General features: G+C 69.5%; 20 protein-coding genes. 2 read left to right on the top strand and 18 right to left on the bottom strand.

Annotated features, from left to right (window positions below):
- The first annotated feature begins 129 nt into the window (after nucleotides 1-129).
- Nucleotides 130-1,539: an NAD(P)/FAD-dependent oxidoreductase gene (locus DCS98_RS12755; RefSeq protein ID WP_116451743.1), complete on the top strand. Its 1,410-nt coding sequence runs from the start codon at nucleotides 130-132 to the stop codon at nucleotides 1,537-1,539.
- A 46-nt stretch (nucleotides 1,540-1,585) separates the two neighbouring features.
- Here the strand turns inward: DCS98_RS12755 and DCS98_RS12750 are convergent, their stop codons facing one another.
- A complete protein-coding gene (locus tag DCS98_RS12750; protein ID WP_116451742.1) occupies nucleotides 1,586-3,124 on the bottom strand; it encodes a PucR family transcriptional regulator in 1,539 nt (512 codons plus the stop codon).
- A 314-nt stretch (nucleotides 3,125-3,438) separates the two neighbouring features.
- Nucleotides 3,439-4,314 carry an NAD(P)-dependent oxidoreductase gene (locus DCS98_RS12745; RefSeq protein WP_164704545.1) on the bottom strand — a complete coding sequence of 292 codons (876 nt, stop codon included), beginning with the start codon at nucleotides 4,312-4,314 and terminating at the stop codon, nucleotides 3,439-3,441.
- A gap of 488 nt (nucleotides 4,315-4,802) precedes the next feature.
- Between DCS98_RS12745 and DCS98_RS12740 the strand changes: the two genes are divergently transcribed.
- Nucleotides 4,803-5,144 carry a DMT family transporter gene (locus DCS98_RS12740; protein WP_206340239.1) on the top strand — a complete coding sequence of 114 codons (342 nt, stop codon included), beginning with the start codon at nucleotides 4,803-4,805 and terminating at the stop codon, nucleotides 5,142-5,144.
- Between the two features lie 221 nt (nucleotides 5,145-5,365).
- Here DCS98_RS12740 and DCS98_RS12735 read toward each other — a convergent pair whose 3' ends face one another.
- The 16 genes from DCS98_RS12735 to DCS98_RS12660 all read right to left on the bottom strand — a co-directional run bounded on the left by DCS98_RS12735 (nucleotide 5,366) and on the right by DCS98_RS12660 (nucleotide 23,506).
- The gene (locus DCS98_RS12735) at nucleotides 5,366-7,006 is read right to left on the bottom strand and encodes an FAD-dependent oxidoreductase (protein WP_116451740.1); all 1,641 of its coding nucleotides are present in this window, start codon (nucleotides 7,004-7,006) and stop codon (nucleotides 5,366-5,368) included.
- A 247-nt stretch (nucleotides 7,007-7,253) separates the two neighbouring features.
- Nucleotides 7,254-8,015 carry an MOSC domain-containing protein gene (locus tag DCS98_RS12730; protein WP_164704544.1) on the bottom strand — a complete coding sequence of 254 codons (762 nt, stop codon included), beginning with the start codon at nucleotides 8,013-8,015 and terminating at the stop codon, nucleotides 7,254-7,256.
- Nucleotides 8,016-8,112: 97 nt separating this feature from the next.
- A complete protein-coding gene (locus DCS98_RS12725) occupies nucleotides 8,113-10,473 on the bottom strand; it encodes a xanthine dehydrogenase family protein molybdopterin-binding subunit (protein ID WP_116451738.1) in 2,361 nt (786 codons plus the stop codon).
- Nucleotides 10,470-10,952, bottom strand: a complete 483-nt coding sequence (locus DCS98_RS12720) for a (2Fe-2S)-binding protein (protein ID WP_116451737.1) — start codon at nucleotides 10,950-10,952, stop codon at nucleotides 10,470-10,472. The genes DCS98_RS12725 and DCS98_RS12720 overlap by 4 nt, the downstream gene beginning before the upstream one ends.
- Nucleotides 10,949-11,803, bottom strand: a complete 855-nt coding sequence (locus tag DCS98_RS12715; protein ID WP_116451736.1) for an FAD binding domain-containing protein — start codon at nucleotides 11,801-11,803, stop codon at nucleotides 10,949-10,951. Before DCS98_RS12715 ends, DCS98_RS12720 begins: the two co-directional genes overlap by 4 nt.
- Nucleotides 11,804-12,030: 227 nt before the next feature.
- Nucleotides 12,031-12,843: a carbon-nitrogen family hydrolase gene (locus DCS98_RS12710; RefSeq protein WP_116451735.1), complete on the bottom strand. Its 813-nt coding sequence runs from the start codon at nucleotides 12,841-12,843 to the stop codon at nucleotides 12,031-12,033.
- Nucleotides 12,840-13,553, bottom strand: coding sequence for an SRPBCC family protein (locus tag DCS98_RS12705; protein ID WP_116451734.1), 714 nt, complete (start codon nucleotides 13,551-13,553; stop codon nucleotides 12,840-12,842). Before DCS98_RS12705 ends, DCS98_RS12710 begins: the two co-directional genes overlap by 4 nt.
- A 43-nt stretch (nucleotides 13,554-13,596) precedes the next feature.
- Nucleotides 13,597-14,808 carry an FAD binding domain-containing protein gene (locus DCS98_RS12700; RefSeq protein ID WP_241037811.1) on the bottom strand — a complete coding sequence of 404 codons (1,212 nt, stop codon included), beginning with the start codon at nucleotides 14,806-14,808 and terminating at the stop codon, nucleotides 13,597-13,599.
- Nucleotides 14,805-15,746: a cyclase family protein gene (locus DCS98_RS12695; protein WP_116451733.1), complete on the bottom strand. Its 942-nt coding sequence runs from the start codon at nucleotides 15,744-15,746 to the stop codon at nucleotides 14,805-14,807. Before DCS98_RS12695 ends, DCS98_RS12700 begins: the two co-directional genes overlap by 4 nt.
- A complete protein-coding gene (locus DCS98_RS12690) occupies nucleotides 15,743-16,039 on the bottom strand; it encodes a Dabb family protein (RefSeq protein ID WP_116451732.1) in 297 nt (98 codons plus the stop codon). Before DCS98_RS12690 ends, DCS98_RS12695 begins: the two co-directional genes overlap by 4 nt.
- A 215-nt stretch (nucleotides 16,040-16,254) precedes the next feature.
- Nucleotides 16,255-16,746 (bottom strand): (2Fe-2S)-binding protein, encoded by a 492-nt coding sequence (locus DCS98_RS12685; protein ID WP_277394610.1) that lies wholly within the window; start codon nucleotides 16,744-16,746, stop codon nucleotides 16,255-16,257.
- Nucleotides 16,743-17,696: an FAD binding domain-containing protein gene (locus tag DCS98_RS12680; RefSeq protein ID WP_116451731.1), complete on the bottom strand. Its 954-nt coding sequence runs from the start codon at nucleotides 17,694-17,696 to the stop codon at nucleotides 16,743-16,745. Before DCS98_RS12680 ends, DCS98_RS12685 begins: the two co-directional genes overlap by 4 nt.
- A 132-nt stretch (nucleotides 17,697-17,828) precedes the next feature.
- A complete protein-coding gene (locus tag DCS98_RS12675) occupies nucleotides 17,829-19,055 on the bottom strand; it encodes a PucR family transcriptional regulator (protein WP_164704543.1) in 1,227 nt (408 codons plus the stop codon).
- A gap of 25 nt (nucleotides 19,056-19,080) precedes the next feature.
- Nucleotides 19,081-19,956, bottom strand: coding sequence for an NAD(P)H-binding protein (locus DCS98_RS12670; RefSeq protein WP_116451729.1), 876 nt, complete (start codon nucleotides 19,954-19,956; stop codon nucleotides 19,081-19,083).
- Nucleotides 19,953-22,061, bottom strand: coding sequence for an oxidoreductase (locus tag DCS98_RS12665; protein ID WP_116451728.1), 2,109 nt, complete (start codon nucleotides 22,059-22,061; stop codon nucleotides 19,953-19,955). The genes DCS98_RS12670 and DCS98_RS12665 overlap by 4 nt, the downstream gene beginning before the upstream one ends.
- Nucleotides 22,062-22,180: 119 nt before the next feature.
- Nucleotides 22,181-23,506 (bottom strand): flavin monoamine oxidase family protein, encoded by a 1,326-nt coding sequence (locus DCS98_RS12660; protein WP_241037808.1) that lies wholly within the window; start codon nucleotides 23,504-23,506, stop codon nucleotides 22,181-22,183.
- Nucleotides 23,507-23,844 lie beyond the last annotated feature (338 nt).

Genomic DNA, 23,844 nt, shown 5'->3' with positions numbered 1-23,844 from the left:
GACCCCGTTGATCGTTTGTACACGTGCACAGATCCCTGTCACAGGTTGGCATCCCGAGCGCATTGCTGCGGCTCCACCGCTGCAGCGACAGTTGCGGTGTTCCCCCGGCAGCTCGTGTGAGGAAGTCCTATGTCACAGTCGTCCGAACTCCCGCCCGCGGCGCGCTCCCTCTGGATGCAGGAGACGCTGGCCCGCGAGAGCGGTACTGGCACGGCCCTGCTCGGTTCGCGGAAGGTCGACGTCTGCGTCGTGGGCGGCGGCCTGACCGGTCTGTGGACGGCGATCCGGGCGAAGGAGCAGGATCCCTCGCTGGACGTAGCCGTGCTCGAGGCCGACGTCTGCGGCTCGGGTGCGAGCGGCGTCAACGGTGGGTTCGCCATGACCTGGTGGCCGAAGGTCAAGACGCTCGCGAAGGTCATGGGCACCAGCGACGCGCTGCGGATGGCGGCAGCCTCGGAGGCGGCGGTCCGGGACATCGGCGACTTCTGCCGCCGACACGGCATCGACGCGGCCTTCAAGCCGTCGGGCTGGCTGTGGGCAGCGACCAACACCAGCCAGATGGACAGCTGGCAGGCGACGCTCGACCACCTCGCCGCCCTGGGCGCCGAACCGTTCAAGGAAATGAGCGCCGCCGAGGTCGCCGAGATGAGTGGCAGCGATCAACACCTGGGCGGCGTCTTCGAGGCAGGCGTCGCGACCATCCAGCCGGCGGGTCTGGTCCGGGGGTTGCGGGCGGCCGCCATCGCGGCCGGCATCCACGTCTGGGAGCACTCCCCCATGACCGGGCTGCACCGCGGTACGGAGGGCGTGACCCTCACATCCCCCGGCGGCACGCTGCTCGCGCAGCGGGTGGCGCTGGCCACGAGTGCCTGGCTGGCCCGATTCCGGGAGATCCGCCGGCACCTGATCGTCCTCGGCAGTGACGTCATCGCGACCGCGCCGGTCCCGCGGCTGCTGGAGGGGTCCGCGCTGCCCGAGGGCCTGGCGATCTCGGACTCGAGGCGGCTGGTGCACTACTACCGGTCGACCGATGACGGCCGCATCGTTTTCGGGAAGGGCGGAGGCCGGCTGGCGTTCCGCGGCCGCATTGATCGCGAGGAGTGGTCAAGGAACAGCCGCCCCGCCGATGTGCACGCCCACCTGACGCGGATGTACCCCGCCACCGCGAACACCGACATCACCCACGCGTGGTCCGGGCCGGTCGACTACTCCAGCGACGCACTGCCGTTCTTCGGACGGCTCGGTGGGGACCCCCGAGTGGTCTACGGAGTCGGGTTCTCCGGCAACGGCGTGGGACCGTCCGGCCTCGGCGGCCGGATCATGGCGTCGCTGCTGCTCGGTGCAGACGACGAGTGGTCGAACAGCCCGATGGTCCGCAAGCCGAAGATGTGGCTGCCGCCGGAGCCGATCCGATACGTCGGCGGCCGGGTCGTGCGGACCGCGCTCGCGAGCAAGGAGGTCGCGGAGGACAGCGGCCGCAAGCCATCGCGCGTGGCGACCTTCTTGGCGAGCCTCGACCCGACCAGTTTCGTCGGCTGACGGTCCGGCGCCTCGTCAGCGGATCGGGCGACCGCGGAACCGCCGGCTACTCAGGCCGGGCCGTCGAGGTCTGAACGGGGACCTCTCCTCCGAGCAGTTGCAGGGTTTTCAGGGCCAGGTAGAGGTCCGTCTGGTCCTGCAGGCTCTGCAGGTGGCGACCGGTGAGCTCCTCGACCCGCCGCATCCGGTACACCAAGGTCTGGCGATGGATGCCGAGACGCTCGGCACCGCCCTTCCACGACCGGTTGCTGTCGAGGAACACGCGCAGCGAGTGCACGAGTTGCGAGTCGTTCTCGCTGTCGTAGGTGATGAGGGGACCGAGAATGCGGGTCACCAGAGCCGCTCCCTCCGTGACGGTTCTGGGCATGAATGCGGGCACCTGCTCGCCGTAGAACACGACGTTGCGCCCCTCGCTCCGGGACGCCTCCATGGCCCACCGCGCTTGGCGCGCCGCATCCCCCACCGCCTTCACGGTGTGCACGGCCTGGCTGATACCGGCCGAGACCCGGCTATCCCCCTCGAAGTCGAAGAGGTCCGTCGTGGCGCACTCGTCCGGTAGCAGTGCCAGCACTTCGTCGGCCCGACGAATCACCAAGTGCGGGATCCTCGCCGAGGTCAGCCGCAGTTGGACCGCGTCGTGATCCGCCTGAGCCGAGGTCCGGATGCAGGCGGCACGCCATGGTTTGCGAGCCAGACCCAGGGCGGCCAACCGCGCCTCCGCGGTGTCGACGTCGACGGTCCCGTCGAGCAGCTGGGCCAACAGCCGCCCGCCGGCTTCAGTGCGGCGGAGCGCCATGGCCGTACGACGCTCGACCTCGAGGTGGGCGATCGTCGCCAGGTGCTGCAACACCACGAGGTCCAAGGTCGCCCCAGCAGACAGGGGCTCGGCCAGCAACACCGCCTTCTCACCGGTACCGACGGGAAGGGCGAGAGCTGACTGCCCTGAGACCGTCACCCGGATGAATGTCGGCAGCGGCTCACCGGAATCCCGGACGCTGTCGAGCACCGCCCGGCACAGAGAAGGGGCGATCGGCACCTCGGTCGGCAGGAGGGACTTCCCCGTCTGGGGGTCGAGGACGTGCAGACGAATCCGGGCGTCCCGGCTGAGCTGGTCCAGCAGGGGGTCCCCGCGGAAGTTCGCCTGATGCGACCGCCGGAGGATGTCGTACATGCGGATGATCTTGCCGAGCCGGGCGCTGGCTTCCAGACTGTTGCTGTCGGCGACAGTGCGCACGAGGGTCACGAACGGGACGGCGTACGCCGTCTCGAGGACCGGGAAGGCCAAGGCATCTGCTGCCGCTATCGCCTCGTGCGTCAAGGGCGCCGCGTGCATTCCCTCGGCGAGCGCGAGCCCCGACAACGCCGCGTGCGCGAGCTCTTCGAGGAAGCGGACCTGCCCCGCTGCGTCGCTGGGGAAGTTGTACCCGTCGGACAGCAGAAGATCTCCTGTGCCCAGCCATTTCCACGGGTCGGGCAGCTCGCACGTGTGCGCCCATTGCACCGCTCGGTCCGCCCCGGAGCGACCGGCGAGAAACCGGGTGCCCACGGATGGGAGAGCGACGAGCTCGTTGACCGTGATGCCCATGGGCTCGTCATCCTATTCCTCGGCCCCCCTGCTCCACCGTGTTCGCATGGGTGTCGGCGCCTCCGCGCCGGCGAGGCGCCCTCGACGCCGATCAGGTTCGAGACACCACTCCGGCGAGATGTTGCATCATCTTCCTGCCCAGCAATGTCCGAGCACCTCACGCAGATCAGCGCACTCGCCAGCGGTGGTCCGGGGCCCGACCGTGCCTTCGACGTGGTCAGGCTTTGTCCAGCTCGGCCGTCCATCCCGGCCGGCCGCAGTCGCCGACCTGGCTGACTCCCTTTGAGCGGGACCTGCGGCAACCCTCCGCACGATCACCTCGGGCCAGACGAGCTGCCCGCAATCACTTCGAAGACGGCCGAGACGTCATCACCGCCGTGACCCCTGCGCGATGCAGCGAGGAACAACTCGAGAATGTCCGCGAACGGTGAGGTGGGCAGACCTAGTTGTCCGGCGTCTCGCATGACCAGGCCGGCCGAGTGTGCGAAGTTGTCGACCGAGAAAGTATCCGTCGCATATGCCCGCGAGATCATCTGCGGGATGTAAGACTCCGCTCCTGTGACCCGTAGCGTCGGATTGTCAGTGAGCGCCGAGATGAGCGCCTCATGAGGCAACCCGAGGGCCTTGAACGCCGCAGCCGAGTAGGCCACGGCAACGGGGTTGAACATGTAACTCAGCCAGAGGGCGAATTCGGCGTGCGAGGCGTTTCCGACGGGGCCCACGAAGTGCACGTGCTCTCCAAGTGCGCCGAGGAGAACAGTCCAGTACTCCGCATCCTCGTCGTCAGCGGCGACGTTGAAGTGCCCTGAGTGCGACCGCACGGGTTCCGGATAGACGGTGACATTGACTTCGGCGAGCCGGCCACCGTGCCCGCGGACGTCCTCGGCCAGCTCGACGATCTCGGCCGCGGAGGTGTGCGCGACGTTGAGTACCCTCTTGCCGTCGAGAGCCGCGGCAGTCGAGGGTTCGAGCAGCAACTCGCGCGTGGAAGTCGCATCGGGAAGAACGATGATCGCGGACTCGCAAGCATGCAGAGCGCCTGCAGACGACTCTGCAACGCGAGCACCGAGCTTCTCGAGAGGGACGGTCTTCTCCCGGGTGCGGTTGTACACGGTGACGGCATGGCCGGAAGTGATCAGGCCCTCCGCGATGGCCGCTCCCATGGAACCCGTGCCGAGGACTGCGATCACGACGACCTCCTGTGAAGAGACGGCTGTCCGGACGGTCGTCCGGAGGCCGATGCCACTGTTGCGAGGGCCGACCGGCTGACCTCCACGGAGGGATCTGCCTGTACCGATCGGCTCTCGATCGAACGTTCTTGGTCTCCCCCGAGGAGCAAGCGCCACGAGACCCGGTGGATCCACAGGTGAAGAGATCGTCGGGCCCTCGGACACTAGCGAGGCGAAGGGAGGCCGGTCATTGCCTGACATGGACTAGACGGGAGCGCTGTCTGCCGGATTCCGGCATGCCGTCGTACGGCCAGACGGGGGACGGTTGGCCGGTGGCATCTCGCGCCTGCGGGAGAGCCACCTGGCAGTGCTCGGCAAGTGTTGAAGCGGTGCGCACGACGCACACGCGGACCTCGCTCCGAGCGGCGAAGGGCGGGAACCGGCTCGGACAGCGAGCCATACGGCCGGGCCACAGCGGGACGCGTGGGCTGACACGGAGCGGAGGCTGGGTGACGGGCTTGATGACGTACGGTTTGCTGGCACTGGCGATCGCCGTCGAGATCATGGCGACTTTGTCACTGAGGGCCACCGAGGGCTTCAGCCGGCTCGTGCCGAGCCTCCTGGTGCTGGGCGGGTATGGGGTCTCCTTCTTCCTGCTGTCGTTGGTCTTGCAGCGCGGGTTCGAGGTGGCGGTCGTCTACGCCCTGTGGTCCGCCGTCGCCATCGTGTCGATCGCCGTGATCGGTGCGGTCTTCCTGGGCGAGCGGCTCACCACCGTGCAACTGCTCGGGATGGGACTGATCGTCGTCGGGGTGCTGGCACTCGAGCTCGGCGCCCATCGCGAGGTCTGACCAGGCAGCCTCACGCCAGGACCGCGCAGGCGCACGAAGGGTGCGGATGTGCGACCGCCTCAGCAGCACGGAGCGCGTAGGGCTCATCGCCGGTAGGCGCATCGGGCCGCCAGAGCAAATGCCTTCGGCACGTGGGGCCCGTGTCGCATACCGTCAGCGACCTGACGAGGCCCTGCAGCTGGGTGACCGACCGCCCTGTCCCGAACTCCCATCCTGCCCGGTCAGCGCGGGTGCTCCCCACGTGCTGCGAGCAGCAGGTCATACGTGCTCAGGAACTTCACCCGGGACCGGCCGGCGGCACGGCCCGCGTGCTTCTCCGCCTCGTCGATCCGCCCCCAGCCCGAGGCATCGACGAGGTCCGGCTGACGTCGGCGCAGTAGGTCGACCAGTTGCTCCGGGCCGTCGGGGGGCTCGGTCAGACGGTGATCGGCGACATCGCGGAGCAGCGAAGCGACGGTCTCGGCGGAGTCGGCGCGGTTGGTCCCGATCACTCCGGTCGGTCCTCTTTTGATCCAGCCGGTGCAGTAGAGCCCCGGCAGTGGGTGGCCGGTCCCCGGATCCACGACCCTTCCGCCGTCGTTCGGGATGATCCCGGCTGAGCTGTCGAAAGGGAGGCCAGGCGCTGCACGGCCGCGGAACCCGGCAGCGCGGATGACCAGCGACGTCTCGAGTGCCTCCGTCGTGCCGTCCGGGCGTGTCAGCACGATCCCGCTGACGGCCTGGTCGCCGGTCAGCTCGGTCGGGGTCAGCCGGAAGCGCATCACGATCCGACGAGGGGACGCAGGCCTGCGGTGGGCGGCCGCATCGATGATCGCCTGCCGGCGGGCGAGGTCGCCGGCTGCGCCGCTGCGGGCGGCCTGCAGATCCCTGTCGGTCACCGCGACTTCAGCCGGGTCGGCGAGCAGGTCGACTCCGGGCAGCCGGGACAGGGAAAAAAGCTCAGCGGTGCTACAGGCGGCGAGCGCCTGTCCCCGCCGGCCGACGACCACCACCTCCTCGATGCGGCTCGACCGAAGCGCTTGGAGTGCGAGATCGGACATCGTGGTCTTCTCGAACGCGGTGACGGGCCGGGCAAGCACGCGCGCGACGTCCAGTGCCACGTTGCCGTTGCCGATCACTACGGCCCTCGGGCCCGAGAGGTCGAAGTGCCGTCGCGCGACATCGGGATGGCCGTTGTACCAGGAGACGAACTCGCGAGCGGAGATGGATCCTTCGAGTTCCTCGCCTGGGACACCCAGGCGGCGGTCGTCCGAGGCGCCCGCAGCCCAGAGGACGGCGTGGTGGTGCCGGAGCAGCTCGGCAACCGAGACGTGCCGCCCCACCTCGACGTTGAACAGACAGATGACGTTCGGACGCCGGAGCACGCGGTCGAAGCGATCGCCGATGAGTTTGGTGCGCTCGTGGTCGGGTGCGACTCCGGCGCGCACCAGTCCGTGAGGTGTCGGAGTTCGTTCGAGGATCGTGACGGTGACTCCGCGGATCTCGCTCAGCTCCGCGGCGGCGTACAGGGCGGACGGTCCCGCTCCCACGATCGCGACCCTTAGCTCGGGCTGTGTCCGGGGTAGCCGGCGGCGCTCGATGGGCAGCGGCGTCACGTCCTGGAGCGGATGTGCCGCGAAGTAGTCAGCATTGATGTCGCGGAAGTCCGCCTGCGACGGCGGCAGCTCAGCCTCGGGAAAGATGGCCTCGACAGGACACGCGAAAGCGCAGGCACCGCAGTCGATGCAGGTGCCCGGGTCGATGTAGAGCTGCTCCGTGGTCGTGAACTCCGGGTCCCCCGGGCGCGGACGGATGCACTGCACGGGGCAGACAGGCACACAGGATGCGTCATCACAGCAACTCTGGGTGATCACGAAGGTCATGGGCACCTCTCTCCCTGCTGAGCCGCCCGCCGCGGATCGCGCGACGAGTGCCGGTGCCCAGGTGAGCGGGGCGCGGGCATCGCGGTTCCTCTCGACTGCTGGCGGGTCACGAGCAGATCGGGATCGTGCGGTGGTGATCCGCCGGCGCGTGTGCTCTCGTGCTGGCAGACGTCGCTGACGCTTCTGTGCCGGGCCATCCGCCCGCATCGTGCGGCGGCGGTCGGTGGCGGGACGGGACTCGGCGCACCTAGGACTCCATGCAGACCGGGTCCCCCACGGCCACGCGACCGGGTTCCACGACGTCGGCGTACATCCCGAAGAGCACGCCGGGTCCCCAGTCGCTCACCATCGGGCCGCGCAGTTCGCGGATGCGGCGCTGCATCAGCAGTCCGCGGTCACCGTCGTCGGGGCGGTGCTCCACGGCGAGGCAGCGGGGGATCCCGCTGCCTAGCCGGAGCCGGCAAGCTCCCACGACGAGGACATCGCCCGCCCATGTGTCCTCGACGAAGGGGACGTCACCGACGTCGAGCGTGAGGTTCAACCGGAACCGACGCCCGTCCACGGGCCTTCCGTCGAGCTCGGAGCCCAGGGCTGCCAACGAGGCCGTGGACTGCACGGTCACCGGATGGACGTCGTGCCCGCCCCCGGGTTCGGCGCAGTGCGCCAGGCGGAGGTCCCGCCCGGCGACATGGGAGAGCACCTCGTCCCACGGGCCCGGCGCCCACCAGCCGTCGACCATGCGATCGTCGAACACGAACGGACGAACGCCACCCGCGTGCCGGACCACCGCCGAGCACACCGTCGTGGTACCACGGCCGAGGGAGAACACGCCGGTGTCGGGGTCGTACGACGTCCAGTAGCCGAGGAAGACCGGGTCCTTCGGTACGGAGTAGAGGCGCTCGTCGATGTCGACGAGGAAGAACTCGCGGTTGCCGACGATCCCCGTGCGCGACACCTCGACCGCCAGGACGGAGCGCAGGGCGAAACCCTTGGTCGCGGCAGTCTCCAACCGGGCGACCGACCCGACCCGCTCCGTGCGGGGGGCGTGGACCCCGTCTGCCGGACCTCCCCCGCCGGTCAGCGGCTCCACCGGTTCGCCGACCAACTCACGAGCGCAGGGCGCGCAGCACCTGCTCCGGCGTGACGGGGATGTCGTGCAGCACGATGCCGGTGTGGGACAGGGCGTCGTTGACGGCGTTCAGCACGGCGGCCGGCGCCGCGATGAGGCCGGACTCCCCCATCCCCTTGATGCCTCCGGGGGTGTGCGAGGACGGGGTCTCCAGGTGGTGGATCTCGAACGGCGGCGAGAAGTCCATGCTCGGCATGTGGTAGTCGAGGAGGGTGGTCGTGACCAGCTGGCCGGCGTCGTCGTAGACCAGCCGCTCGAGCAGGGCGGCCCCGATGCCCTGCACCACGCCGCCCCGGATCTGGCCCTCGACGATGTCGGGGTTGATCACCGTTCCGCAGTCCTCGACCGAGAAGACCTTCTCCACAGTCACGAACCCGTTGTCCGGGTCCAGCTCCACGATCATGGCGTGGCCGCCGTTGGAGAAGATCGGCCGGGCCGGGTCGTAGGCGAGCGTCGCCTCGAGCGTGGGATCGAAGTCCTCCGGCCACGAAGTCTGGTCGAAGTAGACGGCGGTGGCGAGGTCGATGATGGAGACGGAGGATCCCGGCACACCGCGCACGACGGCCGCTCCGTCCACCAGATCGATGTCCGACGGGTCCGCCTCCAGCATGTTCGCCGCGAGCGCGACGAGCTTGGTGCGGATGGTGTGCGACGCGCGGAGGACTGCTCCGCCGGCGATGACCGCGCCCCGGCTCCCCACGGTGCCGCTCCCCCAGCCGTAGGTGGTGGACTCGGCGGCTCGGACGGTGATCGCCTCTAGCGGGACGCCCAGGGCGTCCGAGACGACCTGCGCCATCGTCGTGCGGTGCCCCTGCCCCTGGGTGGTGAGGCCGATGGTGACGGTCACGCTGCCGTTGGGTTCCATCTTCACCGTGGCGGTGTCGTGGTAGACGCCCCCCAGATCGTGCGCCTTGCCCATCGCGGTGCTCTCGCCGCTGCTCTCCACGAAGACGCTCAGACCGAGGCCAATGAACCGGCCCTCAGCACGGAGCGCCGCCTGGCGCTGGCGGAACGCCGGGTAGTCGACCATGCTCTCGAGCTCGTCGATCGTCTGCAGCCAGCTGCCCTCGTCGTACACGATCCCCTGCGGATTCGTCCACGGGAACTCGCGCACCACGCTGCGCCGGCGGATCTCGAACGGAGAGAGGTCGAACGCGCGGGCGGCGTCGTCCATCAGGCACTCGCGGACGAGCGTGCCCGCCATGTACCCGACTCCCCGGTAGGCCCCGATCGGGGTCTTATTGGTCGCGGCAGCCTCGTACGTGAGATCCGCGACGGGGATGTCGTAGACGCCGGTCGGCGTGACCATCGCCGTGCACCACGGCTCGACGCCCATGGACCACGGTGGCTGGTGGTAGGCCCCACCGTCCCCTGTGGCGCGGATCCGCACGGCTGTCGCCTTCGCATCGGCGTCGAAGGCGTAGGCGATGTCGACGAACTGCTCGTGCGCATGCGTCGCGGTCATGAGGTTCTCGCGCCGGTCCTCGACCCACTTCACCGGCCGGTCCAGCTCCCGGGCCAGCAGCGGTAGGAGCATCTCCTCCGGGAAGACGTGGGCCTTCTGCCCGAACCCGCCACCGGTGTCCGGGGTCAGCACCTCGCACTCGTTCTCGGGGAAGCCGAGGTACGCGGTCAGGCAGTACTTGACGTAGTGCGGCATCTGCGAGCACGTCCACAGGCGCAGACGCCGGCTGGTCCAGTCGTAGTCGGCGATGACTCCCCGGGTCTCCATGGGCCCCGCGGACAGGCGGCCGCTGTGGAAGGTCGCCTCCACGACGCGGGCTGCGCCGGCGAACGCAGCCTCGACGTCCCCGAGGACCCTGCCTCCCCGCAAGGCGACGTTGTCGGGGAGCTCCTCGTTGGCGGCGGGCCCACCCCGGAGTGCCGACCGAGGGTCCAGAACGGGCTCGAGGGGCTCGTAGTCCACGTCGACGAGGTCGCAGCCGTCCTCGGCCACGTACCGGCTCTCCGCGACGACGACCGCGACCGGCTCGCCCACGTAACGGACGACGTCGCGCGCCAGCAACGGCATGGTCGTGGCGACGCACCCCTCGACTTCGAGTTCGCCGACGATCCCCTCGCAGAACTTCGCGGCGTCCTCCCCAGTCCACACCGCGACGACACCGTCCAGCGCACGAGCGTCCTCGACTTCCACCGCGGCGATGCGGGCGTGCGCGGCCGAACTCCGGACGAAGCACGCGTGCAGTTCACCGGGCAGCACGATGTCCGCGAGGTACTGGCCGCGACCGGTCAGCAGACGCGGATCATCCCCCCGCGGGACGCGGGCGCCGATGCTCCGAGCGGCGATCGAGGGGGACTCGCTGTGCGCGAAGCTCATGACCGCTCCTTGGCCGCGGCCTCTTCAACCGCATCGATGATCGGGGCGTAACCGGTGCACCGGCAGTAGTGGCCGGAGAGCGTCTCGACGATGTCCTCCCGCGTGGGCTGCCCCTCCTCCAGCAGGGCCGTGGCGCTCATGAGGAAGCCGGCCGTGCAGAAGCCGCACTGCAGGGCGTGGTGCTTCTGGAAGCACTCCTGGAGGGGGTTCATCGACCGCCCGTTCGCCAGGCTCTCCACCGTCCGGATCCGGCGGCCGTCGGCCTGGACGGCGAGCATGAGACAGGACCGGGCTGGTTCGTCGTCGACCAGGACGGTGCAGGCGCCGCAGACGCCGTGCTCACAGCCGACCTTGGTGCCGGTCAGCGCGAGCTCGTCCCGGATGAAGTCGGCGAGCGTCATCCGTGCCATGACGCTGCGCCGGTAGCCGCGTCCGTTGACTTCGACCTCGACGGAGACCTGCTCGGATGGTTGCGTCATGCCTGACCGGACCTCTCCCCCGCGGCCCGCAGGGCGCGCTGGAACAGTGTGGTGGTGATGTCTCGCCGGTAGTCGGCCGAGCCGTGGATGTCGGCGGTGTAGGACAGCTCGCCGGCGAGCGCCGCGACGGCGCCGTCCCCGTCCGCGGGCGTGCGTCCCTCCAGAGCCGCTTCGGTGTCGGGGGCGCGGGTGACGCTGCCGGTTGCCCCCGCGACGGCGAGGCGGACGTCGGTGAGCACCCCACCGTCCTGCCGATAGGTCATGGCCATCACAGACAGCCCGTAGTCGCCGTGACGGCGGTGGTGCTCACCGACCCAGATCTGGCGCCCGTTGACGGGCAGCAGCACGGAGGTGATCACTTCGTCCGGCTCCAGGGACGTCATGAACGGTCCCTGGAACAGGTCGTCGGCGGAGATCGTGCGGTCACCGCCGACTCCGGTGACCTCCACGTGCCCACCCAGGGCGAGCAGCACAGCGGGCCACTCGGCCGCGGCGTCGGCGTGGGCGACCGCACCCCCGATGGTCCCGCGGGTCCGGACCTGGGGATGGGCGATCAGTGACGCCGCCGCGGCGATCGCCGGCGCGACGTCCCGGACGACCGGAGATCGCTCGATGCCACGGTGTGTCGTCATCGCTCCCAGCCGCAGAGCACCGGCCTCATGCTCGATGCCCGTGAGCCCCGGCACGCGACGCAGGTCGACCAGCGTGGTCGGTGCCGCCAGACGCAGCGCGAGCAGCGGGACCAGGCTCTGCCCTCCGGCGAGGATCTTCGCGTCCTCGTCCTCGGCGAGCAGGCGGCAGGCCTCTGCCACGTTGTCGGGCGCGGCATAGGCGAAAACAGGGGACTTCACTCAGACACCTCCAGAGGGCGGCGACGCGTGACCGTCAGGCCCGGAAGCCCGACACTAGGTGCGGCGATGCACACGTCGGCGTACGGAAGACGGGCATCTGTGCCCCTCATCACTCGGAATCCGGCAAACCGGCCCGTGGGCCACCCGCGGTGCGCACGGGCGGCAGGGCTCACCGGCGCCGGAGGGCGGCACGCGCCTCCGGCGCCGGGCGTCAGGGTGGTCCTCGTTCAGAACCGGCGATCCAGCAGCACGGGGAAGTTCGCCCTCGTCGCGTCGACTCCGCCGAGGTCGAGCTCTACGGCGAGGACCTCTTCGTCCTCTCCGGCTTCCGCCAGCACGCGACCCAGGGGATCGACGACCATGCTGTGGCCGCCCATCGTCACCCCGGCGTGCGTCCCGGCGGTGTTGCACGCGATGACGACGACCTGGTTCTCCACCGCTCGCGCCTGCGCGAGCACCCGCCAGTGCTCGACCCTCGCGAGCGGCCACGCGGCGACGATCACGCTCAGCTGCATCCCGTTGACCGTCAACATCCGGAACAGCTCGGGGAAGCGCAGGTCGTAGCACGTGGCCAGACCGACGGGGACAAACTCGCCGCCGAGGTCGAGGTCCACCGTCGCGAGCTGGTCCCCCGCGGTCAGCAGGGTCGGTTCCCCGGCGCTGAACCCGAACCGGTGCAGCTTGCGGTACGTGGCGACGAGTTCACCCCCGCTGTCGATGACCACGGCGGTGTTGTACAGAGCGCCTGACACCGGGTCCCGCTCGATGATCGACCCTCCGTGCAGGACGACACGCGCCTCGCGTGCCGCAGCACGGATCGCGCTGACGGTCGACCCGGTCACGCCTTCTGCGCCGTCCTGCCACGACTCGTAGGAGAAGCCGCCGTGCGCCCAGAGCTCAGGCAGCACGACGAGATCCGCGCCGCGCTGCTGGCGGATCAGGGCCGTGACGCGCTCGACGCGTTCGACCAGCGGCTCGGTATCCCCGTAGGCGATCTGCAGGAGCCGGACGTTCGCCGTCCTCGTGGAAGGAACGGTCATGACCGGCGCCTGCCGAGCAGGTAGGCGAACAGGGCAGCGAGCAGGGCGGCGCCGAGCGGGACCGGCTGCTGCAGCTTGCTCGCGGTGATGCTGCGAGCAAGGGTGAGGACGCTCAAGACGTCCTCGTGGTCGTCAGCGGCGGGTGCCGTCGCGGGCCGGAGGCGGTCCGGCTCGCTGCCCCGGGACCGCGGTGGCTGCGCGTCGGTTCCGGGGCGGCTGTCGGTCCTGGTGCCCGCGGCAGCCGGCTCGGGCGCGCTCTCCTCGGGCTGCTGCTGGACCATCGCCTCGAGGCGGGTCACGAACGTCTTGAGCAGGGCAGTGCTGACGTCGTTGATGACGCCACGGCCGAACTGGGCGACCTTCCCGGACAGCGTGAGATCCGTGAGCACCGTCACGTGGGTGACGTCTCCCTTGTCCACCAGCGTCGCGGTAACCACTGCCTGCGCATCCCCGCCACCGCGGGACTCCCGTCCCTTGGCCGACAGCACGGCGCGCCGCTCCGTCTCGTCCAACTCGATGAAGCGTGCGGTTCCCTTGTAGTTGGCGGTGATCGGGCCCACCTTGATCTTGGCCTGGCCGAGGTAGTCCTCCCCGTCCCGGCCGGTGATGGAGGCGCCGGGCAGGCACGGGCCGACCCGCTCCAGATCGGTGAGCAGGCGCCATGCCTCCTCGACAGGCACGGACACGTCGAACTCGTTGGTGAGCTGCATGATCAGGCACTTACCTCTCGTAGGGAGTTGCGGGGGGCCGCGGTCAGACCGTGGTGACTGCCGGGAGGCCGAACCGGTAGGCCGGATCGCCGGGCGGGAAGGGGCCGCCGTGCTGCAGGACCTCCGCCATGCGGCGGACCTTTCGCAGGTACGCGCGCCCGACGGCCAGCTGGTGAGTCTCCCAGCGGCTGAGGGCACCGTCGAGGTCGTCTCCGGCACCGGTGAGCGCGTCCACGAGCGCCCAGGCGTCGGCGCAGGCCTTCGCCCCGCCGGCGGCGGCGTGCGGGCGCGGGGTGATCGCCGCGTCGCCGATGAGGAGGCAGCGTCCGATCCGCATGCGCGGCACCTCCGCATCGGCGATCACGGTGACGAAGGGCTCACGAGCTGCCAGCAGCAGCTCCGCGAACATGTCGTCCAGCCGATGGCGTGCGGACTCCTCGAACCCGGCGAGCACGTCGGGGTGCAGGTCGTGGTGGTGGACCGACGTGGGCCGCCGCACACCGTTGCGGTCGGTCATCAGCGCGTCGAGCTCCGGCCCCGCCGCCACGTTCCTGTACCACTGGTAGTTCAGCCCCCGCCTGACCCGACCCTCCGCGTCGACGACCGGGATCGGATAGGCGATGAGATGGCCGTCCTCGAGCAACCCGTACGAGAAGGCATCGTCGAAGAAGTCCAGGGTCCGTGAGGACAACGCGTCGAGCTCCGCCACACCGCGCCAGGTCACGTACCCCGCGTACTCGGGCGTCACCCCGGTCAACTGGCGGCGACCTGCGGATGCGCCACCGTCGGCCAGCACGACCAGATCCGCCCGTGCCACCTCTCCACTGCTGAAGAAGAGCTCGACCTGGTCGCCGTCATCCACCACCCGCTCCAGGTTGCAGGAGAAGTGGTAGCGCTCCCGGCCGAAGTGGCCGAGGAGACGGTGGTAGAGCGCGTTGTAGGACGTGAAGCGCCAGCCGACGTCGGTCTGCCCGATCATCGCTCCGCTCGCGGCGTTCACGTACTTCACCGAGGACGAGGGCACGCTGATGTCGTCGAGGGTCGTGCCGGTCCGCTCCAGGAGGAACCGGACCAGCTCCGGCTGGACGACGATCCCGGTGCCGAGACCGGACAGCGGCCTCGGGGACCGCTCGTACACGTCGACCTCGTAACCGGCGTCGCGGAGCAGCCCGGCCGCCGTCAGTCCTGCGATCGAGCCCCCGACGACGGCGATGCGCGTGTCGCCGGGGCGCCCGGTCATCGGGGCGGCGGTCATGCCGGGTCGACGAGTGGCATCGCCAGCGGCCGCAACGGCGCACCGCTGGCACCGCGGAGGCGGATGGGTGCGGCGATGAAGGCGCACTCCCGGACACCGTCCCGCGCCAGGGCCTCGAGATCGATAAGCTCGATCATCGGGACACCCGCCTCGGCGAGGAAGTGGCAATGGCCGGGCAGCCAGTTGTCCTCCTGCTCGGACGGTCCGACTTCGACGCATTCCTGGTCAGCGGCGACGGCGGCGATCTTCTGCTGCGTCAGCCAGCGGGCCGCGTCGAGCCCCACTCCGGGCGGATTGCCCAGCACCTTGCTGCCGTCCGGCCAGAACGCCATGCGCCCGGTGCGGATGAGTGCGACGTCGCCGGCCTGCAGTTCGGTGCCGGCCTGCTCGAGGCATGCCTGGAGGTCCTCGACCGTGATCGCGTACGACGGCTCCAGGCACTCGACGCCCTTGAGACCGGCGACGTCGAACAGCACGCCTCGGGTGACGATCGGCGGGATCTGCTCCGCGCCGCCACGGGTCCAGTGGCGGCTGCCGAGGTGCTCGTCGACCTTGAAGTTGTTGTAGATGGCTCCGTCGACACCGAAGTGGTTGAGGGCGTCGATGTGCGTGCCCGTGTGGGTGTACATGAACACGACGTCGCCCGAGTAGCAGACGTGCCGGTTCACCTCGGCCCCGACACCGTTCAGGTTGTCGACGACAGTTCCCTGCGGGGTGTGGCTCATGAACAGCTGGTAGGCCGGGTCACCCGCGGCCTGGAAGCTCGGCATGCCGACGAAGTAGTCGATGCTGAGGTCGTAGACACGGCGCCCGTCCGCGCGCGCGAGCACCTCCGCCGAGCGGACCGGGTCCAGGTAGTTCAGGGCACCGAGCTGGTCGTCGGGACCCCACGGGCTCGTCGCGACCTGGATGTCCGCGCGAGGCTGCGTCGCCGTCACGGGGTGACCTTCTCGAAGTCGACGACCGCGCGAGCCGCGAGCTTGGGCAGCAGCTTCCCGACCACCTCGGCGTGGAAGGGGTCGACCGAGTACTCCTCCAGGCCGTTCCAGTCGTCGAAGTCGTTGATGAGGACGCCGTCCCACGGCGTGCCGTTGTCGCCGGGGTCGCCGGTGTGCTTGCCGAGCTCCCAGCTGCGGATGCTGCTCATGCCCTTGAGCGTGTTCAGCAGGTCGATGACCTCATCGGGGTCGTTGCCTTCGGCGACCTGCCACATGAAAACGTGCCGGATCATGCTGCACTCCTCGGGGATTCGCTACGCCGCCATCACTTGGCGGTGGACGAAGTCTGCGAGGGCCTGCCGCTGCCTTCTATTGCATCCGCCACACAACTCCGGCCGCGCTTGTCCGAATCGCGAAAGTCACGTCGTCGCGGAAATGACGAAGCGGGGCCGGTCCCCGGACGTCCCGGAGACCGACCCCGCCGTGGGGATCAGACGATGGCTCCTGGTCAGGCCGTGCCGGCCCGCTCGTCCTCCTGCGGTTCGGCGAGAGCCTGGCTGACGGCCTCCACGATCTGCTGATAGCCCGTGCACCGGCAGATGTTCCCGGAGATCGCGTCGCGGATCTCGTCGTCGGAGAGCTGCTTCCCCTCGTCCACGACGGGCTGCAACGTCATCAGGAAACCTGGGGTGCAGAACCCGCACTGCAGTCCGTGACACTCGTTGAACGCACGCTGCAGCCTGTTGAGCTGACCGCCCTGGGCGAGGCTCTCGACCGTCCGCACGCTGTGCCCATCGGCCTGGACCGCGAGCATCACGCAGGAGCGCACCGGTTCACCGTCGAACAGCACCGTGCATGCGCCGCAGACACCGTGCTCGCAGCCCACGTGCGTGCCGGTCAGCCGCAGCTCGTGTCGGATGAAGTCCGACAACAACATCCGCGGTTCGACCGCACGCTGGTAGCGGTCGCCGTTGACCTCGAGCTCGATCTCCCGCTTCACGCGATCCTCGCCTTCGCCTTGTCGGCTGCCGTCATGACGGCGCGGAAGGTCATCTCCCGGATGACCTCGCGCCGGTAGTCCGGGTCGCCGTGCACGTTGCCCAGGGGGCTGATGTCCGTCGTTGCCACTGCTGCCGCCTCCCGCGCGGCCCTTTCCGAGAAGGTGCCGCTCTCGAGCACTGCCGCTGCAGCGCGCGACTCCTCCGGTCGCATCCCGGCCCCGAGCAGGCCGACCCGTGCCGAACGGCACACGCCGTCGGGGCCGAGGTGGACGATCGCAGCGGCCCCGCCGATTGCGTAGTCGCCGTGCCGGCGGGCGAACTCCTGGAAAGAGGAACCGACGGCCGTGCCGGGTTCCACCGCACGATCCGGGATGATCACCTCGCTGATGATCTCGTCCGGCTCGAGGCTGGTCGTGAAGATCGAGACGAAGAGGTCGTCGACCCCGATCTCCCGTCGTCCACGCGTGGAGCGGGCGACGACCCGCGCGTCACTCATCAGCAGCACCACCGGGACCTCTGCAGCGGGGTCCGCGTGCGCGGTCGTGCCGCCGATCGTTCCCCGGTTGCGGATCTGGGGGTGGGCGACGTAGCCCATCGCTTCGCTCAGCAGCGGATGCCGGTCTGCCACGAGCGGGTCGCCGGCCACCGTGCTGTGCCGCACCAGCGCACCCAGCCTCAGCTGCCCGTCCTCGGCCCGGATCTGTCCGAGTCCGTCGACACCGTTCAGGTCGATCAGCAGGGACGGCGCCGCGAACCGGAGGTTGAGCAGAGGGATCAGGCTCTGACCGCCTGCCAGGAGCTTCGCGTCCTCGCCACCCTCCGCGAGCAGCCGGGCTGCGTCCTCCACCGTGGACGGCGCCTCGTAATCGAACAACGGGGGCTTCACGACCGCGTCACTGGTCCCGTTCCATGGCGCACGCACTCTCGGACATGGCGGCCTCCTCCTCACCAGCCCGCAGCGACGGCACCTCGATGGGATGCCGTGTGCGGAATGGCTTCCACACTGCCCGGACCAACCCGCCGATGTCTCTGCGCTCTCTCACAATTGGCGAGCATCGGCTGCCCGGATTCCGCAGAGGAATCACAGCGGAGCAGGACCGAGGACCTGGTCCTCCAGTGTTGCCAGGTCCGTCCGCTCGTCCTCCTGCAGCAGGACGTACATGCGCAGTGCGATCGAGAGTTCGTCCCTCGCGGTGGCGATCGACCGCTCCAGCACCTTCTCCGCGGACCGGAGGCGATAGGCCACCGTACGTTCGTGCACGCCGATCACCGAGGCCGTCGCTGCGGCGTTCTGCCCGCTGGCGAAGTAGGCGCGCAGGGTTTCCCGGAGGACCTTGGCGCGCTCGTCCTTGCCGTACAGCGGCCCCAGTTGTTCGACGATGAAGTCACGGACCGCTGGTAGATCCCGCAGCACCAGAGCCTCCAAGGCGATCGTGCTGTAACGGGTCAGCGGCTGCGGGTGGATCCGTGCGACCCGGTAGGCCTGCCAGGCCTGACGGTAGGTCCGCTGCATCCCCTCGACGTCGTTCGCGTACTGGCCGACTGCTAGGTACGTCTCCCGCGGCACCTCGACCGCGCTGAGGTCGCTGTCGTCGGTCGTCCTAGTGCTCGGCCGACCCAGCCACCCGACGACCGTGCCGGCCGCTCCGGAGACGCTCAGTGACTGCCAGCCGAGCGCGGTGGCGGCCTTCTTGATGGTCGCTTCCGGTTCCGCGCCCCAGGCGATCACACCCAGGTGCCGGCCACGCATGGCGTATCCGAGAGCGGCCTCGTCGACGGGGATGCCGGCGAGGAGATCCCGGACCAGAGCACGGCGCTTGCGGTCACGCCCTTGCATGTAGAACGCGTGGTACTCCCGCTGGTAGGCCTCGATGATCGAAGCCGTGACCCGGTCGTTCCAGGCGAAGTGGTACTGGCTCACATGCCGCAGGACGGGTAGCCGCCGTGCGGAGTCGGGGATCAGTTCGTCCGCGACCTCCAGGATGCAGTCCCAGGTCAGGGCCTGGCCGACCCGGGACGTGCGCAGGAGGGCATGGAGGTCGACGTCGGCCTGGGCCGCGAGGCGAGCCTCCCGGAGGCGCGTGTCGGACGCCTGCTCGGGCGGAGGTCGCTCCTCCGTCATGCCGTCGAGGATGTCCCGGACCGAGGTCGTAATCGTCTCGCTCTCCGCGGCCCTGAGGACGGGATCGTCGCGCAGGTAGAACTCCGGGATCTCCTCCCGCAATCGCCGCGCGATCTTCGTGGCGAGCGCGGGTAGTCGTTCCCGGACCCCGTCAGCCAGGATGCGCAGGTCGTCCTCGAGTGTCACGCGCTGAAGCCTACGAGTGTCTCGCTCACTCATTCCTCACGTCGCCGGACGGCCACAGCTCTGCTGCGTGCTCCGCCAGGAAGGCGTCGATGTGGCGTGGCCGGCCACCGGTCACCCGCTCGACCTCGGCCGTCACGGTGGCGGTGTGCCCCGCGACGATGCTCTCGGCGATCCGTGTCATGTAGGCGACGGACGCCTCGTCGAGCCCATCGGTGCGCATGCGCTTCTCGGCCTCGGGGAGGCTCTCCTCGATGGCCTGGACGCAGCCGCCGGCGGCTGCGGCGATGCGCTCGGCGACCTGGGCCAGCGTCAGTCCCTCGGGGCCGGTGAGCTCGAGCGCAGTGCCCGCCCACCCACCGGTCACGAGCGCCTCCGCTGCGGCCGCGGCGATGTCGCGGGCGTCGATCCACGCGATGGCCGACCCACCCGTCGTCATCACGATGATCCGGTCGTTCCGGATCATGGGCCCGAAGAAGTCCTCGTCGACGATGTCCTGCATGAACCAGTTCGGACGCAGGATCGTCCACTCCAGGCCGCTGGCCTCCACCGCCCGCTCGACGCGACGTTCGCTGATGTCCTCGGACCGCGTGTCGGCGGCGCACTCGGAGAGAAGCACGAGCCGGCGCGCGCCGGCGACCTCCATGGCGATCAGGAAATCGGCGACGACCTCGACGACATCGCCCGAGTGCGGCTTCACGAGGTACACGCCGTCCACTCCGTCGAGCGCAGGAACCCAGGTCGACTCGTCATGCCAGTCGAATCGGGCGGTTTCCACCCCCTCGAGGAGGAGCCGTGCGGGGTTGCGCGAGGCTGCGCGGACGGTGGCGCCCCGCGACATGAGTGCGGCCACCACGTGGCGGCCCGTCGTGCCGCCGGCGCCGGTGACCAGGATCCGACTCACCGTGGTCGGTCCTTCAGGACCAGCCGCAGCGGCTCGCGCTTGTAGGGAAGTGCGACCGCGGGGTCGGGCGACTCGAACTCGCGCGCCAGTCGGTGACCTTCGAACATCGACTCGGCGATCGGGCGCGGCGACAGCGCGTCCCCGATGCGGTGGACGGCTTCGATGCCCACTGCGGCGAGCGTCTCGCGGTCACTGACGAGCTCCTGGTACAGATCGTCCAGCGGTGCCCGCATCGTCACCAGGACGAGAGCGTCCGTCTCCAACGAGAAGGGCTCCTGGAACTCGCCCACCCCGAGGACCCGTCCCTGATCGGCAACGGTCAACGTGATCTCGCGGTGCATCGCCACGCCGCTGCTGTGCAGCGACGCCCGGATGGCCGGCCCGTCCAGGGTCAGGTCACCCTCGGCTGCCACCTGGGCATGGGGCGTGACGACGGAGACCTCGTAGCCCTCGTCGGCGAGGAGCTGGGCGATGCCGGCGCCCATGTAGACGCCCTCGGCGTCGTAGACCGTGACGTGGCTCCCCCCAGCGGGGCGCCGGCCCTCGACGAGCAGCTGCTCCGGCGTGAACACCCGGTCCGCCCCCTCGACGACCCCCTCCAGGGGAGCGTGCGTACCGGGCGTGAGCCCCGTGCCCGACCAGCGAGCGCCCGTGGCCACGACCACGTGCGAGGCCCCGTAGTCGCGGACGTCCTCGGCGCTCAACCTGGTCGACGGGATGAACTGCAGGTTCGGGAGCTTCTCGATCTGGATCATCCGGTGGTCGATGAATCGTCCCCATTCCCGAAGTCCCGGCAGTTCGAGGACCGACCGGAGATGCCCGCCGAGGTGCTCCGCGGCGTCCACGAGGTGCACCATCTCGGCCCCTCGCTTCGCGAGACCGATCGCCGCCTCCATGCCTGCCGGGCCGGCACCCACCACCAGGACGCTCACGTCGGGGCGGGTGAGGGGTTCGAAGCGCTCCGGGTGCCACCCGCGCCGGTACTCCTCCCCCGCGGTGGCATTCTGCGCGCAGGTCATGTTGCCCCGGTCGAGGCTGCTGATGCACTGGTTGATCCCCATGCACTCGCGGATGTCCTCGATGCGGCCCTCCTGGACCTTCCGCGGGAAGAAGGGATCCGCGATCGACTGACGTGCGGATCCGACGATGTCGATGACTCCGGATCGCACGGCCTGCGCCATGAGGTCGGGACTCGTCCACCGCGACACACCCACCACAGGCTTCTCCGTGGCGAGACGTATCCGCCCGAAGAGCTCCAGGTTCCGGCCCTCGGGGATGACCCGCGAGGGACTGATGTCGCTCCCCCAGTCGAGGACGGATCCGACGTTGAGGTCCCAGAGGTCGACCACTGGATCGGCCATCCGGACCAGCTCCACGCTGTCCTCGACGCTGTGCCCCCACGGCCCCTGCGTCTCGACCGAAAGGCGTGTCGCGATCGCGCAGTCGGCGCCCACGGCGTCGCGCACGCGACCGAGGGTCTCCAGCCAGAACCTCGCGCGGTTCTCCAACGATCCGCCGTACCTGTCCGTGCGGTGGTTGTGGAAGGGCGACAGGAACTGTGCGAAGAGGTAGCCGTACCCCGCGAGCACGTCCACGATGTCGTAGCCCACGTCGCGTGCGCGCACCGCGGCGTCCACGAAGGCCTGCTCGATCCGCTCGATGTCGTCCAGAGTCATGACCTTCGGTGTCCCGGGCGGACCCGCCGGTGGGGGTAGCTCGGGCGCCAGACCGGAGGGAGAGAGAGCGGGCTCACGGGAGATCCGACGCATCGCGTGAGCGCCACCGTGGTGGAGTTCGATGCCGGCGAGAGCGCCATGGGCGTGGACGGCTTCCACCATCAAGCGGTGGCGACGGGCGTCCTCCTCGTCCCAGATGTCGCTCGAGTGCAACGGGAACTCGTCACTGCTCGGGCCCACACTGGAGAACTCCGTCGACACGGCTGCCCACCCACCTTCTGCGCGCACCGCCCGGTACGCGGCCCACGTGGACGGGCGGAGAACCCCGTACGCGGTGCCGTGGGGGACGTTGTAGAAGCGGTTGCGGAGGGTCTTGGGGCCGATGGCGACCGGCTCGAAGAGGATCTCGTGATGATCAGCAGGTGGCACGATGCAGACCTCTCGTCGACACGTGGGCGCGCGGTCGTGGTGTGGGCCGTCGGATCAGTCGCCGGGCGCGGGGTGCCGCATCGCCGATACGTCGCCGAACGTCCGTGGACCCCGAATGCTCAGACGTGGGCCGCGACAGCAGGCCGTTCCGGGGAGATGCCCAGGACGCGGGTCACGGCGACGTCAGCGGTCTCCAGCGCTCCCTCGATGTAGCCGGGGAACTGCAGCGAGACGTCCGACCCGATGAAGTACACCTTGCCGTGCGGCTCACCGAGACCCTTGTGGATCCGGCTGAACTGACCGACGTACGGGGAAACCCAAGGGCCGCCGAACAGCGGATCGGCCGCCCAGTCGTGGTACTCGACGCCGTGCACGACTGCCTCGGGCACGTAGTGGTGGATCGCAGCGGCGACCGCTCCCAGATCGGTCGGATCGAATGACTCGGAGTCGGTGAAGGCGACCAGGAACCGCCCTCCGTCCGGGGTCGCCATGTAGTCGTACACGGTCGGGAAGACGCCGTCCCCGGTGCACGACAGCCCCTCGGGCACGCCCGTGACGTGGACGATCAGCTTGAGTCCCCTGCACGCATGCCCTCGTGCCACCTCATCAGCGCGGACCGATGGGAGCGGCGGGTCCAGCGTGATGTTCCGCCACGTGTTGAACGGTGTCGCGATCACCACGTGCGCAGCGCGGTGGTGCTCTCGTTCGCCGCCGCGCTCGACCACCACGTCGTAGGACCCGTCGTCCTGCCGGTCGACGGAGGTCACCCGCGCTCCGAGGACGACCTCCGGGACATCGGCGGCCATGGCGGCCACCAGCTGGTTCATGCCGGCAGGGACGACTTCGTCGAGCGAGAGGACGACGCCGAGCACGCTGTATCCGTGGGAGGCGATCTGCTGGAGCGCCCACAGCGCCGAGGACTTCGAAGGATGCTGTCCCAGCATGTTCCAGCTCCAGGAGAGGACGAGCTGCCTGGCCACGGGTCCGAGGCCCAGCGTGTCGACGTAGTCGGTGAGCGGGATGTCGAGATCGTCGAGACCCTGGTTCTCCAGCCCTGCAGTGATGTCGATGCGATGAGCGTCGCGGAGCATCCGGTATAGGCCCGTCTCGACGGCTGCGGCCTCCTCCCCCGGGATGGGGAAGGCACTGTCGTGGTCGCCCGGTCCGAGGCGGTTGCGGAAGACGCTGACCTCCGGGGCTGGGGCCGTGGCCACCCCGTAGCGATCGAGCTCACCGGCCAACCGCGGGTGGTGGTGCCGCTCCAGGTACGTACCGCCGATCTCGACCTGGATCTCGGGGAACAGCTGGGAGGCGCGGGTGTAGGCACGGCCGCCGAGGCGATCCCCGCCCTCGAAGAGGACCACGGAGGAGCCCGCTGCTGCGAGATCGCGCGCGGCCCGGAGGCCGGCGAACCCTCCACCGACAACGATGACGTCGTATGCCACTCGGCTCTCCTTCGAACAGGTGCAGCGGACCGCTGGTGTCAGCGAGGAACGGCGTCCCGGGCTCCCCCGCGGCGACTGCTGTGGAGTATCCGGACCCGCGCACCCTGCGGAATGTCTCGGATCAGCAGAAGTGACAGATCGGTTTGTCCATCCATGTACTCCGCTGGACCGCAGGTTCCACCGTTCACGCCGGCCACGGACGACGGGAGCCAGCGGAGTGGCCAAACTGGGCGGGGCCCCCGGACGCACCGTTCGCGCGCGGTGCGGAGTCGGTGGGAGTTCACCCTGTTGTCGTCTGCGGGCAATCCAGCGACTCGACCTTCGGATTCCGAGCAAGG

It is taken from the genome of Blastococcus litoris, assembly GCF_003075095.1.
GTDB lineage: Bacteria > Actinomycetota > Actinomycetes > Mycobacteriales > Geodermatophilaceae > Blastococcus_B > Blastococcus_B litoris.
The sequence above is the reverse complement of the archived record's forward strand: the minus strand, read 5'-3'. Positions and strand labels throughout refer to the sequence as shown.